This window comes from Alistipes sp. Marseille-P2263, assembly GCF_018101075.1.
In the GTDB taxonomy this organism is placed as follows: domain Bacteria; phylum Bacteroidota; class Bacteroidia; order Bacteroidales; family Rikenellaceae; genus Alistipes; species Alistipes dispar.
The window spans coordinates 108,880-122,661 of record NZ_JAGQEJ010000003.1 but is presented as its reverse complement, the minus strand read 5'-3'; the positions used below and the strand labels follow the sequence as shown (position 1 = coordinate 122,661).

Genomic DNA, 13,782 nt, shown 5'->3' with positions numbered 1-13,782 from the left:
CGTGCGTCGGGCCGGGTGCTATCGCCGGCCCGGTATTCTGGGCATCTTCATGTTGCCGCCCGCCACGGCCTTCATCATCTTGCGCGTGTCCTCGAACTGCTTCATCAGTCGGTTCACGTCGGCCATCGTCGTCCCGGAGCCTTTGGCGATGCGCTCCCGCCGTCGTGCGTTGATGATCTCGGGGTGTTCGCGTTCGGCGGGGGTCATCGACGAGATGATCGCCTCGGTCTGCTTGAAGACGTCGTCCGGAATGTCCACGTTCTTGAGCATCTTGCCCATGCCGGGGATCATCGAGGCGAGGTCCTTCAGGTTGCCCATCTTCTTGATCTGCTGTATCTGGGCGATGAAATCGTTGAAGTTGAACTGGTTCTTGACGAGTTTCTTCTTCAGGCGGCGGGCCTCCTCCTCGTCGAACTGCTCCTGGGCGCGTTCCACGAGCGACACGACGTCGCCCATGCCGAGGATACGGTCGGCCATGCGCTCCGGGTGGAACACCTGCAGGGCGTCCATCTTCTCGCCGTTGGATATGAATTTGAGCGGTTTGTCCACCACCGAACGGATCGAGATCGCCGCACCGCCGCGCGTGTCGCCGTCGAGCTTGGTGAGCACCACGCCGTCGAAATCGAGCCGGTCGTTGAACTCCCGGGCCGTGTTCACGGCGTCCTGACCCGTCATGGCATCCACGACGAAGAGCGTCTCCGAGGGTTTCACCGCGGCCTTGATGGCCGTGATCTCCTGCATCATCGCCTCGTCCACGGCCAGACGGCCCGCCGTATCGACGATTACGACGTTGAAGGCCTTCTGCCGGGCGTAATGGATCGCATTCTCGGCGATCTCCACCGGATTGCGGTTGCCCTCCTCGGTATAGACCTCCACGCCGATCTGGCTGCCGAGCACCTTGAGCTGGTCGATGGCCGCCGGGCGGTAGATGTCGCCGGCCACCAGCAGCACCTGCCGGCCCTTCTTGCTTTTGATGAACGAAGCCAGTTTGCCCGAGAAGGTCGTCTTGCCGGAACCTTGCAGACCCGCGATGAGCACCACGGCCGGCGTGCCGTCGAGCCGGATGTCCGAGGCCGTGCCGCCCATGAGTTCGGCCAGCGAGTCGCGCACGATCTTGGTCATCATCTGGCCCGGCTTGACGGCCTTGAGCACGTCCTGGCCCAGCGCCTTCTGCTTCACCTCGTCGGTGAAGGTCTTGGCGACCTTGTAATTGACGTCGGCGTCGATGAGCGCGCGGCGGATCTCCTTGAGCGTCTCCGCGACGTTGATCTCCGTGATGCGGCCCTCGCCCTTGAGTATTTTGAACGACCGTTCGAGTTTGTCGGTTAAGTTTTCAAACATAGGGTGTCGATTGCTTGTTCCGGAGCGCAAAGATACGAAAAAAGGCGGAATTACCTTTTGGCACACCCTTTTTTCGGACACAACTTTTGTGATTAGGGAAAATAGTTGATTGATAACGAGTTAGTAAATGACACAAGTACGGATTTATCCGTATAAACATTATTTCGCTAAGGAAACTACTCTTTTCATGTAGGTTTCTATGTAGGTTAATTAATACCAATTGATTCCTACTAATGCGAATTAATAATAAGTCATTAACTAACTCGTTATCAGTCTATGTACACGATTAACATCAGGGGTAAGCAGAACCCGAAAGACACCAAGATGGTCAAGCTGGAGATAATTTTCTTCAAGACCGGTTACGCCCGTGTGCCGAAGGTTATAAACATCACAGGGCTATTAAAAGACTGGGATGTCAAGTCTCAGAGTTTCCGTGTAGGGAGTGCGGAGGCCACTACCAAGAACAAACTGCTTTTCGATTTGCGAACCAAATATCTGCATGTCGCCGATACCTGGGAGATGGAAGGCAGGAACTGGTCGCCCGTCCAGCTATCACATTGCTTCGATGAAATCAAGGCGGCCAAACCCGAGGTCAAAGTAAAGAGTGTCCAGCAGATGATCGATTATCTTGAAGAGACATTCAAAAACAAGAAACGCATCAAGAACGGTCAGATTGTCGACAGCACGACCAATGCTAAACGGTATGTCTATCTCAAGCGTGAACTGCAGGCGTTTACAAAGGAAAAATATGAAAAAGCCTTTTCCTCTTATTTCTTTACGGATATTACAGAAGAGTTTCTTCTTGACTTTGCGTTTTGGCTTAAAGAAAGAGGTATCAGAAATGGCAACAAGGCCGGACTTACACACAAACTAAGGTTGCTCCGTGCCGTATGCAGGCAGGCAGAAAAGAAAGAGATGTACGGGGTGAATATGGATAACTTCCTCTGTCTCGGTGATGATATTAATTGGCCGGAAACCACTTCAAGAGCAGTTCCGGAAACAGTCATAGCTAAAATCGCAAATGTTGACCGTACCTTGTTTACGAAAAAAGAGCAGTTGCATCTTGATTTGTTCCTGTTCAGCTACTATACCGGAGGTATGGCGAATGTCGATGTATGTAACCTGACATGGGATTTGGTCCAGGAAGACCGCATCGTCTATGAACGTATCAAGTTTCCCAAAACAGCCAAACCGGAATTACTCAGTAAAGCAAAAGCCATCATGAATAAATACCGTGGGCAAAGTTATGGAAATTATGTATTTCCTGTTTTTACTCATAAACACACGACCACTTCCAAGAAGACTACACGTGTCAAGCAAATTTCCACACGCCTTTCACAAACCTTGACGAAAGCATGCAAGATGTTGCGCATTAAAGAAAACATCACATGGTATTCCGCCCGTGGCTCTTTCATATCGAAGATGGTAGATGCCGGTAATAATCCGTATGTGGTTGCAGAGATGGCTGGTAACAGCCCATTGACCATCTATAAGCATTACTACAAGAATACAAAGCGGGAAGAAATCAAGCGGCAGATGGAAGAAATGTTCTGACCAGACATATCCATAAAGTTGTAAACACCTTGACAATTTCTCTGATGGATAAATCATACGGTATAATGGCTGTTAAAAGTCATTGATTACCAATGTGATATTTATTATATTGACAGAATCGCTCTTATTCTTGATTATTTTCACTACCTTTGTAGTCAATAACTTAAATAATATTTATATGAAAGAGTTGGTTTCAAAGATACAGGAAGTATATGCTACATTCTCCACGGATGCGGCACTTCAGATTGAAAAAGGCAACAAGGCCGCAGGTACCCGTGCCCGCAAGACTTCGTTGGAATTGGAAAAACTGATGAAAGAGTTTCGTAAGGTTTCCTTGGAAGAATCCAAGAAATAGCCTTTACACGTCCGGTCGTTATCACATAATGCCGGTTCTTCTGCAGATGCGGCATAAAAACCATATTGGCAGAACGACATAATAAAATACGGAAAGCGTTAGCTTTTGTCATGCACCGAAATCTGGTAAATTTCACTTATCCGCAGGACAAACAGTTTTCGCCTATGCTTTTGCGTGGGCTTAACTTGTTTGCGGATAGGTTTACCAGAACCTCGGTGCTACGGGTTATGTCCCACGCTTTTTGGTCTTGGTACATTGAATGCTTGACGGGACTCAAGCCAAATACGGAGATATTATGAACGACATGAATCTGATGGATGAACTTTTGAAAATTCCTGCTGATGCAACTGCCGCCACCGTACAAGGCATAGAAATGCTTCTTATCGATGAAAACAAGGCGGGGGCTTTATTGGAGTCGGATCCTAATGACAACACCATCCACGAATGCCTTTTAAGCAACGGCCGTTTCCTGTTCCAATCGGACAATGCCAACCTCGTTGCCCTGTATAAAGTAACAGGATCATCTGAATAACGCTCCTGTTGCATATAATCACCTTATTTGTCTGATTTCATCCTTCCTGCAAAGGCTTTTGACGGCTTGAATGCCGGGATATTGTGGGCAGGCACTATCACCGTGGTATTCCTGCTTATGTTGCGTGCTGTCTTTTCCGCACGGTGCTTGATGATGAAACTGCCGAAGCCGCGAAGATAAACCTCCTCGCCGTTTATCATGGAAGACTTTACGCTATCCATGAATCCTTCGACAACTTGTAACACGACCTGCTTCTCCAGACCGGTCTGCGTTGCTATTTCCCTGACGATATCCGCTTTTGTCATATTAACTCTTGATTAAATACTGTCAATCCGTTCACAAAGATACATCATTTCCTGAAATATCCTCCTTTTACAAACACATATAATAAACATTAGCCGGCGTCCGTCTCTACTCTTTCGATACAAATAGTATCGAAGTATGAAGCTGACACTCAACCGCAAATTCAAAGGTCAGACCTATACCATAGGTGACCTGTCCATCGACGGCAAATTTTTCTGTAATACCATCGAAGATGCCGTGAGGGAACTTCCGGCAACCTGTCCGGATACTCCTCGCGGCCGTTCCTGTACCTGCAAGGAAAAGGTCTATGCCAAGACTGCCATTCCTGCCGGGACTTATAAAGTCACTCTTCAGTACAGTCCCAGGTACAAGAAGAAAATGCCATATCTGCATGATGTGCCGCATTTCCTCGGCATCCTGATCCATTCCGGCAATACCGAAGTCGATTCCGCCGGCTGTATCATCGTGGGAAAGAATACGGTCAAGGGAAAAGTTTTGGAATCCCGTACTACATTCCAAAAACTGTATGCTATACTCGAGTCCGAAAGGGACATAACCATTCAGATTGTATAAATCTAATGGCGGTCAACAGGCTCAAACCACCCAGAAACCTGCGCATCGAGTTCAAACCGTCCCCACGGCAGTATGAACTCTGGAAACTGTTGCAACCGAACTATTGTCCCCATTGTGGCGGGGAGATCGAGCAAATCCTTATCGGCTATGACCAGCAAGGCAACCCTCAGTACAGGCCCCAATGCAGGCATTGCAAGTCGCAGAACCTGCCGCAGCTGATACTGGGAGGCGGAGCGGCCGGCGGCGGAAAATCGTATATCGGCAGCGTTTGGCTGGTGTCTTCATGTATCCGGTTCGAGAATATCCGTGCGGTGGTGGCCCGTAAGACACTCAAGTCGTTGAAGGAATCGACATGGAATACCATCAAGTCGATTCTGAAGGATTGGGGACTGAAAGAGGATACAAACTACAAGATAAACAACCTCGAAGGCACGCTCACATTCTGGAATGACTCGGTCATCATCATGAAGGAGATGGCGGATATCCCCAGCGACCCCAACTTCGAGCGTTTCGGCTCTTCGGAATACACCATCGCCATGGTGGACGAGGTGTCGGAAATCTCGGAACGGGCCGTCGAAGTGCTGTTCTCCCGTCTCCGCTGGAGAACCCATGAGACATTCAAGACTCCGAGAATGCTGCTCACCACCAATCCGACGATTAACTGGGTGCGTTCCCGCTTCGTGCAGGACGAAAACGGAGACAAGGTCATCTGCCGCGAGGGTGAAGCGTATATACCTTTTTCCGTGTTTGACAACCCGAATATCGCTTTCCGTCAGGTGTACGAGGCGGCCCTGAACAAGATCCGGGATCAGGCGACAAAGGAACGCCTGCTCTATGGCAACTGGGATTTCGTGGAAGCCAACGATATGGCGATTTATAACAGTTTCGACGGCTCCCGGCATCTCGTTACCGGACTGAAAGAAAAAGCATACGATCCGACCAAGCCGCTCATCACGGTGTGGGACTTCAATGTTGCCCCCCAAATGTCGGTGCTCTCCGCACAAATAGACTATGAAAACAGGAAGGTCTATATACTGGAAGAGATACTCGGCAAGCCGGAGGAAAAGGAGAACAACACACCTGCGTTGGCACGGAAAGTACGCTTAAAACTTTACCGGGACAAGCATATCGGCGGAGTGGATGTGACCGGTGACCCTTCCGGGTTACAACGCTCCACCACCAACGAGGACGGCATCAACAACTATACCATCATCACGGACACTTTCGGCAGAGGAATCCTGCGACCGAAGGTAAAGCTATTACGCAAGCAGCCTCCGCAGGCTACACGGTGCGAGTTCGTCAACGAGGTATTCGGGGGCTATGAAGGCTGGGAGATACAAATCGATATCAAATGTCGCAAACTTACCCAGGATCTGATTTACCAGCTTCGTAACGAGGACGGTACCAAGAGCAAACAGAAGACCACCGACCCGAAAACCGGTGTCAAATATGAACGGTACGGGCACTTGTCCGACTGCCTTGACTACCTGCTCTGTTACTACCTGCGTGACAGCTGGTACAAGTTCAAGAGCGGAGGCGACGGGAACGGGTATGTGGTATCCACATCGGTAATTCAGGAAGGATTTTCATACTAATAACGGAACAAGGATATGTACAGACGGTTTCTCAATAATGACGACTATCTTGGGATAATTACTCCGGAAGCCCTGGCACAACTCACGCGGGGCAATGATGCACGATTCATCCAGGCGGAAGAATCGACGGAGATGAGTATCGTGGAATATTTGTCGGAGAACTACGAGATTGAAAAGGAACTTGCAAAAGGAAAATATATCGCCGAATACGACCGTCGGATTACCTATCCCGTGGGTGTGCATGTCTATTTCGAGGGACAAATCCATGAGGTGATACGCTCCGTCAGCGGCTATCGCAAGCCGGCAACGGTTGTCTATTGGGAAGAGAGTTCTGATATCCGTGTCGATGCGGGACAAGTTGTAAATTATTCCCAGTTCAACACCTATTATCCGGGAGATAAAGTGAATTATAACGGCATTGTTTATACTTGTCTTAATGAAAACGGGTACAAGTTCGATGATGTCCGTATCCCGTTGGTCGGCGGTTGGATCGAGGCGGAAGCCTCGTTATGGCAGCCTGTCGAGTATCCTCTGTGGGCAGTCGTCGAGTATGAAGGAGCATTCTATACTTTGATGACGCTTGAAGGTTTCGATTACAATCTTGACCCGATGGTTTCCGACTGCTGGGGAGCCATAGCCGATTACGATTCATCATACAATGCCTATGAGTTGTCGGAACACGAATATGTCGTTTATGACGGACGGGTATTTTACCCGGAAACGGATGTGAACGCGGACACACCGCAAGTCGGGCAGAACCTCTCGTTGCATGACCCCCGCAACTACAATCTCAAGAAGCACATGGTCCGGCTGGCCATCTACGAACTCACGAAACTCATTGCTCCGAATAATGTCAGTGTTGTCCGCATGCGCGATTACGAGGATAGCATGAAATGGCTCAATGATGCCGCCAAACTACGGCTTAATCCGCAGATTCCCCGCAAAGTCGATGACTCGAAGAAACCTGTCACCGACTGGCAACTGGCTACTTTCCAGACGGATTATGATCCGTATAAGAATCCGTGGATGGTGTAAATAGAAAAAGTATTAGGTATCAGAGAAATAATTGTTACATTTTTTCAACTGACTAAATAACAGAAGAATGTCGATGCCTTATACCTTACGAGCAACTAATCAAATCTAGCATCTCGTTACTTATCTAAATTTTTTAATTAGTAATATCTGGTAAATGCCGGAATTCCGGAATGAGGGATAGAAAAGTGAAAGAACTCTTTCGTACAAAAAAACAGATTTTCGGGCATTGAAAGAATAATTGATAATCAGTTATTTGTGCTGTTTTTTGACCAAAAACTTGTTTTTTGGACAGAGCAAAAATTGTCTTCTCAATTAAAAGATGGGAAACTCGCAGTCTTTATATAGCGAGTATTTCTTCCTACACCCTCTTTCTGTATAATCCCCATCTCTTCCATTTTTGAGATAAACACTCGAACCTGTCTGTCAGAACCTTGATATTATCTGATTACAGAATCAGCAGTCTATCAACTTTTCTATCCATTCATTGAAGTGACTGCACCGGGCACGAAGTTCATCCATGCCGACACTTTTGGTAACATCTTTGCCGGTAGCCGGCTTATTGTAGTTGTAATGCTGTTTTTTGTCTCCTTCTATCGCCTTGATAATACGTTTGCTCGGAGCCGTTTCCGGACTATTGTTTATCAGCTCGGGGTTGCTGGTTTTCTCCAGGTCTTTTTTCAGCTGTTCGCAGCGTTTCTCACAACCGGGGTAACGCTTTGCCAGATAGTCAATACCGCAAAAGAGCAGAGCTTCAAATTCATGCAGCTGAATATAGGGAATGAAACGACTATCGTTGATTGCTTCAGCAAACGCCGTTTCCAATGCTGCGACACGGGCGTAAGGCTCACCGATTGCTTTGGCTGCTTCATAACCGGGAAAATCATCCGGCAATGCGTAGAGGTCGAACATCGTTGTGAAAACATGACGTTCGTATTCGCCGTCCATCTTCATTTTCCGCAACAGTTCTAGGTCTGTCACCGCCTGAGCATAGCTCAGCATTCCACCACGGGCATTCTTTTTCTTGTTAGTGGTAATCAGGATGCTTTTTACACCTGCCACACCTTGCGCTTGCAGGTAGGGACGCAACACTTCCTCCACAAATCCCTGTTCCGTCTGTCCCTCACAAAGGACATGAATAATCTTCGCTTTCATACGGGACGTCCTCCTATGATGTTTTTGTCCCAAAGTTCGCTCACCGTATAGTTCTGAAGCCAAAGATGATATTCTTTGGCGTCAAGGTGAGTGACAGAGGTTGCCTGCGTTTCCTTGTTCATTTCCACCACAGAGATATCGCCGATGTCGAAATGATCGACCAAATCCTTGCTCTGCGTGGCAATAATGACCTGTGCGTGTATGGACGCATCCTTAATCATTTCTGCCAGCTGGCTGATGGCATAGGGATGCAAGCCAAGTTCCGGTTCATCCAAAATGATGACGTTGGGCATTGTCTGGGCAGGCTGCAGAAGCAAGGCGGCCAGGGCAATGAAACGGATAGATCCGTCGGAGAACTGGTAGGCATTGAAACGATAGTCCGTGGCAGAATTATCTATCCACCGGAGAGAAATGATACCACCCACGGGCTCCAGATAGAAGTCCTGGAACTGGGGAACTACGTCACGGACATAGTCAACAATCCGGTTGTAGGCATCCTTGTAGTTCTCCCGCAGGAACAGCAGGAAAGAAGGCAGATTGTTTCCGTGCGACTGGAGGTAATTGGCCGTCTCGACGGGACAAGCCTGACGTAGCGGCCCCTCTGTCGATGAATCGTGAAACTGATATACCTTGCAGTAAGAAAGCATCTGGAAAATAGTTTTGGCAACCGGATCCTCACACTCTGCGAGAGCGGACTCCTTGAAATTCGGTTCCAGTGCTATCTCATAGGGCTTTTTCTCCCCCTTGCGATGCCATGTAATCCGCTCTTCCGTGATAATCAGCCTGTCGGGAGTGGCATTGGCCAATGAAAAGCCATAAACATCCATGGAATTGCTGTCGGCAAACTTCAGTTCTCCGGACATGACCGGTGTCCGTTTAATGCCGTAATGCAGCAAGGCATGAGACGTGCCCGATATTTCCACATATCTCCCGAATGACTTGCTCATCATGTAGCTCAGCATCCGGAAAAAACTGATGATATTGCTCTTGCCTGCACCGTTGGCACCCAACAAGATGCTGACATCACCCAGCTTCAAGGTCACAGGTCTGTCATAGGCTATGGATTTATATCCTCTGATCGTGACTTCTTGTAATTTAGTCCTTTGGTATGTCTTTGCCATTATCGTCATATTATTGATTGAATTACAAAAATAACCATAAATCCCAATACGAACGAAGGAATGCTCAAAAAACTATAGAGTTAATTTGTCCGGAGTCTGAAGGCATAAATAAGAAATCTGTTTTTCTTTTTAGCTAGGTCGGATTTTCAGTTCTGCTATGTGTTTCTTCTTCTCCAAGCCCTTTGTGGTAAATCCTTCACATCGAAATGGGAAAAAGACGTGCAGAACAAGCGGAACACTCGGTAAATGCCGGGATTCCTGAATGAGGGATAAAAAGTGAAACGCCTGCCAATGATAACAAAACCAGCAGGCGTCATTTATTATATTTTGTCATTTTACGAATGTGACATCTCCTTCCACAACTTCCCAGTCGTCGATTTCAGCTCCTATTCCCGGTGTGCGAAGCCCGTCCGTACCGAGTATAAGCGAGATTTGACATTCCTGTCCCGCTTTGAAATTCGGAATGGACAGGTAATCATAGACCATTTCATTCAAGTGAACTTGGATGAAAGGCTCTACCGGGCTGTAGTCTAACGGCAAGGTGGCAATGTAATGTCCGTCGCCGGTATGGTCTTCCGCAGCCACAGACAAGAAGTTACCGTTGCCGTCCATACAATTGAGCCAAATGTCTGCCTCTGTTATGCTGCCGATGTCTTTGTCCGCCTGCAATACGACATTCACCTTCGGTACTAACATATTTCTTCTGGTGAATGTGTCAAGAAAATACAAAAGTTACAACCGAACATTAAGTGTTTGCGTTATACGCATACACGCTTTTCCGTCACCGTAAGGATTAATGGCTTTACTCATTTGCTCATAAGCAGATGCATCATCCAATAAAATCGATACCTCGGAGACAATTTTGTTATAATCGGTTCCTACCAATTTTACCGTTCCTGCATCCAACGCCTCCGGACGTTCGGTGGTGTCACGCATCACCAGTACCGGTTTGCCTAACCCCGGAGCCTCTTCCTGAATACCACCGCTGTCGGTAAGGACAAGGGTCACTTTTTCCATCAGGAACACGAAACTCAGATATTCCAATGGTTCGATAAAGAACATATTTCCCAAACTATTCAAATTCTCCCCGAATACTTCATGGATAGGTTTGCGGACATTGGGGTTCAAGTGCATCGGATAGACAAAGTCCACATATGGATATTTTGCCGTCAGATCCTTAATGGCTGTGCACATGCTGATGAATCCGTCTCCGAAATTTTCACGTCGGTGTCCGGTTATCAAAACGAGTTTCTTGCCATCAGCAAGCCGTGAGGTATCGTAACCCGCTTTTTCCAGCACCCCGGCAAGTTCTTGTTGTAGAGCTCCGTCAGTCTTTATTTTATCAACAACGATATGAAGGGCATCGATGACCGTATTCCCTGTTACGGTTATCTTGTCCTCCTGCACACCTTCCGTCAACAGATTTTTCTTGCTTAAAGCGGTCGGAGAAAAGTGATAGGTGGCAATGCGCCCTGTTATTTGTCTGTTCATCTCCTCCGGCCAAGGGCTGTATATGTTGTGGGTACGCAGGCCCGCTTCTACATGACCTACAGGGATCTGCTGATAGAAAGCTGCGAGTGCGGCGGCAGTAGAAGTGGTTGTGTCACCGTGCACCAATACCACATCAGGTTTCGCCTTGTTCAACACATCACGCATCCCGGTCAGCACACGGGCGGTTACATCATACAGATCTTGCCCCTGCTTCATGATGTTCAAGTCATAATTCGGCTTGATATCGAATATCTGCAACACCTGATCGAGCATTTCACGATGCTGCCCCGTCACGCAGACGATTGTTTCAAAGTCTGCTGATTTTTTTTGGAACTCCTTCACCAACGGAGCCATCTTAATGGCCTCCGGACGAGTCCCGAAGACCAGCATTACCTTCTTCATTGTTCTATAATTTTTTAGTTATCAGCCACCAGGCATACTTTATCAAGTGAATTTGCCGTTTTATTCTTTTCGGTTCTTTGAGCAACCGATAGGCAAATTCAAGATTGTGGTTCACCCACCATTTAGGAGCCCTTTCCACATGGCCAGTATATACATCGAAGCTGCCGCCTAATCCTTGAAAGATGGCTTTGTGTCTATGCTGTATTTCTTCCATCAGTAATTCCTGTTTAGGAGACCCCATAGCCACAAATACCACATCAGGTCTTTTTTCGGTTATGTCTTTTATAAGTCTTTCCCGTTCCTCGTTTGCCTTGATATATCCATCCCGATAACCGATAATGTGAATCCCTGCATATTCTTTACGCAGTTTAGACACAGTTTCTTCTATGATTTGAGGTTTACCACCTATCAAATAAAAAGTCTTTTCTCTATAAAATTGAGCTACAATTTTGAGCCACAACTCACAACCGGGAATTTTACACGCATTTTCAAAACCTTTTTGTTTGAGAGCCATTTGTGCGCCGGCTCCATCGCAATACCCTATGTTCCGATTGATAATTCCTCGTGTCTGATCTGTAGCATGTAAAATTTTCTCAGCATTTATGGCTACTAATATGCCCTTATTATCGTTTACAAAAGACAACAAAGACTGTTCGGAATCGAACGGATATATTTCGACTCCGTTTAAAGAAACTTTATTCATTTATGTTGGAAATTTTATATTGCGAGTAAATAATGCGACATTGCATTAAACATAAATGCATTACTCCATCGCATATACGAGATTTTAGAACTGATGCCAGGTTTTAATTGGTAGTAGAAATACCCCTTTTTATCTTGCATATTTCGGATTGTCCATTGCAATACTTTTTTGGCAAGTTCCTCATATTTTTTCATCTTATGTAGGCGGGTCAATGTTATCAATAGCTGCCCTGGACAATGGATGTCAATAGGATACATTCGGTTATCATAATATTTAGGAGTTCCGTCCGCTTCGAAAAAATGATTGACATAGTAGTCGAAACCTTTTTCGATGTAACCATTGAAAGCATGATCCTCTGTCAACTCTTGATAAGCGATCAGCGCATCTAAATTATATCCTGTATGAAAGCTGTCTACCCAATTCTGTACGGGGAGCATTCCATATACCCAAGCCCCGTCTTCCCGTTGCCCGGAACAACAGGCTTTAATGGATAGCTCCGCTAGTCTTTTGTATTCCTCCTGTTGTGTATAATAAAAACAATAACTCAACAATCGAGAACCGAGCAGCGAAGCATTGAACACAGTGTCATTACCCTCTAACGGACTATAAGAAAAGAGAAAGCCACCATTATACGGCGTGCGATGCAAATCTTTTATTACAAAATCCGCTGCACTTAATGCAATCTCCAAATAGTGTTTGTTCCTAGTTATTTCATATGCCTGCATCAGTGCCGTGGCACAGAAATTTGTAGCAACTACTGTGGGCGTGAATTTGGGAAAAAGAAACAGACGGCGTGCCTGCCAATCGAAGTTATACCCCCAGCAAGCACCGCTGTAGCCTTTAGATTGTAAGGATATAAGCAACTCTGCCAATTCTTCAATCCGAGCCTTTATCATCTCCAACGTTCCCATTTTTTCGGATAATTGCGGATGATTTTCCACAACTTTATACAGATTGCAATATCCGGACAAGAACAGCCCGATACCTTTTGCGTTATACTCTTTCGGAACGAAAGCCATCCGTCTCATATTGAAAGGGCAACGCTTGAAACCTTGTATGACCATCAATCTGCACAATACAGACTTTTTCAGCAGCGGAATTGCCTGAAAAATTTTAGAGTTGAGACCATCATACGGATCCCAACCCTTGAAATGTTCAGTCTCACAATAAATTTTTAGCTTATAAAAAGCATCTGCAATATCATTCATTGGTGTTATTCATTTTGTCAAGAATGGCATACGGCCATCTTTATACTTTGGGTTTGTCTCAATCGCATAATCAAGATTCTTTCTCCAGCCAATAATCTTTGCCGGACATCCTGCTACAATAGCACCTTTGGGAACACTTCGGTTGACAAATGAATTTCCAGCGATTACCACATCATCTTCTATTACAACAGGGCCAGCAATAATAACATTAGGTCCCACCCAAACATTATTCTTTAGACAAGGAACTTCTTTATATGGAAACTGCCGTACAGTAGAAAATCGCAATCCTAATACGCAATTTTCTCCGATTTCTGTTCCCGGTATTAAGACAGTGCTAATCCCTTTGCACACACAGTATGACCCTTTTCCTATTTTTGAATCAGCGGTTATTTTTGAATTGAAAATGAGAAAAATCAA

The 13,782-nt window shown here is 46.5% G+C and carries 15 protein-coding genes; 6 read left to right on the top strand and 9 right to left on the bottom strand.

The annotated features are described in order from the left end of the window. Positions 1-18 precede the first annotated feature (18 nt). Positions 19-1,341, bottom strand: coding sequence for a signal recognition particle protein (gene ffh, locus KB554_RS05200; protein ID WP_211035111.1), 1,323 nt, complete (start codon positions 1,339-1,341; stop codon positions 19-21). 276 nt (positions 1,342-1,617) lie between these two features. On the opposite strand from ffh, the gene KB554_RS05195 reads away from it, so the two are divergent. The 3 genes from KB554_RS05195 (at position 1,618) to KB554_RS05185 (ending at position 3,782) form a co-directional block, all read left to right on the top strand. Beyond that, complete coding sequence (locus KB554_RS05195; protein WP_004293508.1) at positions 1,618-2,895, top strand: phage integrase SAM-like domain-containing protein; 1,278 nt, start codon at positions 1,618-1,620, stop codon at positions 2,893-2,895. 178 nt (positions 2,896-3,073) lie between these two features. Continuing rightward, a complete protein-coding gene (locus tag KB554_RS05190; protein ID WP_004293509.1) occupies positions 3,074-3,250 on the top strand; it encodes a histone H1 in 177 nt (58 codons plus the stop codon). A 295-nt stretch (positions 3,251-3,545) separates the two neighbouring features. Continuing rightward, positions 3,546-3,782 (top strand): hypothetical protein, encoded by a 237-nt coding sequence (locus KB554_RS05185; RefSeq protein WP_004293510.1) that lies wholly within the window; start codon positions 3,546-3,548, stop codon positions 3,780-3,782. 23 nt (positions 3,783-3,805) lie between these two features. Here KB554_RS05185 and KB554_RS05180 read toward each other — a convergent pair whose 3' ends face one another. Beyond that, the gene (locus KB554_RS05180; protein WP_004293511.1) at positions 3,806-4,087 is read right to left on the bottom strand and encodes an HU family DNA-binding protein; all 282 of its coding nucleotides are present in this window, start codon (positions 4,085-4,087) and stop codon (positions 3,806-3,808) included. Between the two features lie 136 nt (positions 4,088-4,223). On the opposite strand from KB554_RS05180, the gene KB554_RS05175 reads away from it, so the two are divergent. From KB554_RS05175 to KB554_RS05165, 3 genes are read left to right on the top strand one after another with little or no spacing between them, the layout of a single operon-like run. After that, positions 4,224-4,658: a DUF5675 family protein gene (locus KB554_RS05175; RefSeq protein WP_004293512.1), complete on the top strand. Its 435-nt coding sequence runs from the start codon at positions 4,224-4,226 to the stop codon at positions 4,656-4,658. A 5-nt stretch (positions 4,659-4,663) separates the two neighbouring features. Continuing rightward, positions 4,664-6,253, top strand: a complete 1,590-nt coding sequence (locus KB554_RS05170; protein WP_004303996.1) for a phage terminase large subunit — start codon at positions 4,664-4,666, stop codon at positions 6,251-6,253. A 15-nt stretch (positions 6,254-6,268) separates the two neighbouring features. Continuing rightward, positions 6,269-7,288, top strand: a complete 1,020-nt coding sequence (locus KB554_RS05165) for a hypothetical protein (RefSeq protein ID WP_004293514.1) — start codon at positions 6,269-6,271, stop codon at positions 7,286-7,288. A 453-nt stretch (positions 7,289-7,741) separates the two neighbouring features. On the opposite strand, the gene KB554_RS05160 is transcribed toward KB554_RS05165, so the two are convergent. The 7 genes from KB554_RS05160 to KB554_RS05130 all read right to left on the bottom strand — a co-directional run bounded on the left by KB554_RS05160 (position 7,742) and on the right by KB554_RS05130 (position 13,782). Then, positions 7,742-8,440 (bottom strand): DUF4276 family protein, encoded by a 699-nt coding sequence (locus KB554_RS05160; protein ID WP_004293516.1) that lies wholly within the window; start codon positions 8,438-8,440, stop codon positions 7,742-7,744. Next, positions 8,437-9,561 (bottom strand): AAA family ATPase, encoded by a 1,125-nt coding sequence (locus KB554_RS05155; protein ID WP_004293517.1) that lies wholly within the window; start codon positions 9,559-9,561, stop codon positions 8,437-8,439. Before KB554_RS05155 ends, KB554_RS05160 begins: the two co-directional genes overlap by 4 nt. 330 nt (positions 9,562-9,891) lie before the next feature. Continuing rightward, entirely contained in the window at positions 9,892-10,257 is a 366-nt protein-coding gene (locus KB554_RS05150; RefSeq protein ID WP_004293518.1) for a hypothetical protein, read from the bottom strand. Positions 10,258-10,293: 36 nt separating this feature from the next. Next, complete coding sequence (gene wecB, locus KB554_RS05145; RefSeq protein WP_004293519.1) at positions 10,294-11,454, bottom strand: UDP-N-acetylglucosamine 2-epimerase (non-hydrolyzing); 1,161 nt, start codon at positions 11,452-11,454, stop codon at positions 10,294-10,296. A 4-nt stretch (positions 11,455-11,458) separates the two neighbouring features. Next, positions 11,459-12,157, bottom strand: a complete 699-nt coding sequence (locus tag KB554_RS05140) for a WecB/TagA/CpsF family glycosyltransferase (RefSeq protein WP_004293520.1) — start codon at positions 12,155-12,157, stop codon at positions 11,459-11,461. Positions 12,158-12,171: 14 nt separating this feature from the next. Next, entirely contained in the window at positions 12,172-13,365 is a 1,194-nt protein-coding gene (locus KB554_RS05135; protein ID WP_004293521.1) for a glycoside hydrolase family 88 protein, read from the bottom strand. A 9-nt stretch (positions 13,366-13,374) separates the two neighbouring features. Continuing rightward, positions 13,375-13,782: a serine acetyltransferase gene (locus tag KB554_RS05130; protein ID WP_242116295.1), complete on the bottom strand. Its 408-nt coding sequence runs from the start codon at positions 13,780-13,782 to the stop codon at positions 13,375-13,377.

Bases quoted from the DNA above. Each gene is read 5' to 3' on its own strand.
- ffh (WP_211035111.1), bottom strand. From the start codon at position 1,341: ATGTTTGAAAACTTAACCGACAAACTCGAACGGTCGTTCAAAATACTC.
- KB554_RS05195 (WP_004293508.1), top strand. From the start codon at position 1,618: ATGTACACGATTAACATCAGGGGTAAGCAGAACCCGAAAGACACCAAG.
- KB554_RS05190 (WP_004293509.1), top strand. From the start codon at position 3,074: ATGAAAGAGTTGGTTTCAAAGATACAGGAAGTATATGCTACATTCTCC.
- KB554_RS05185 (WP_004293510.1), top strand. From the start codon at position 3,546: ATGAACGACATGAATCTGATGGATGAACTTTTGAAAATTCCTGCTGAT.
- KB554_RS05180 (WP_004293511.1), bottom strand. From the start codon at position 4,087: ATGACAAAAGCGGATATCGTCAGGGAAATAGCAACGCAGACCGGTCTG.
- KB554_RS05175 (WP_004293512.1), top strand. From the start codon at position 4,224: ATGAAGCTGACACTCAACCGCAAATTCAAAGGTCAGACCTATACCATA.
- KB554_RS05170 (WP_004303996.1), top strand. From the start codon at position 4,664: ATGGCGGTCAACAGGCTCAAACCACCCAGAAACCTGCGCATCGAGTTC.
- KB554_RS05165 (WP_004293514.1), top strand. From the start codon at position 6,269: ATGTACAGACGGTTTCTCAATAATGACGACTATCTTGGGATAATTACT.
- KB554_RS05160 (WP_004293516.1), bottom strand. From the start codon at position 8,440: ATGAAAGCGAAGATTATTCATGTCCTTTGTGAGGGACAGACGGAACAG.
- KB554_RS05155 (WP_004293517.1), bottom strand. From the start codon at position 9,561: ATGGCAAAGACATACCAAAGGACTAAATTACAAGAAGTCACGATCAGA.
- KB554_RS05150 (WP_004293518.1), bottom strand. From the start codon at position 10,257: ATGTTAGTACCGAAGGTGAATGTCGTATTGCAGGCGGACAAAGACATC.
- wecB (WP_004293519.1), bottom strand. From the start codon at position 11,454: ATGAAGAAGGTAATGCTGGTCTTCGGGACTCGTCCGGAGGCCATTAAG.
- KB554_RS05140 (WP_004293520.1), bottom strand. From the start codon at position 12,157: ATGAATAAAGTTTCTTTAAACGGAGTCGAAATATATCCGTTCGATTCC.
- KB554_RS05135 (WP_004293521.1), bottom strand. From the start codon at position 13,365: ATGAATGATATTGCAGATGCTTTTTATAAGCTAAAAATTTATTGTGAG.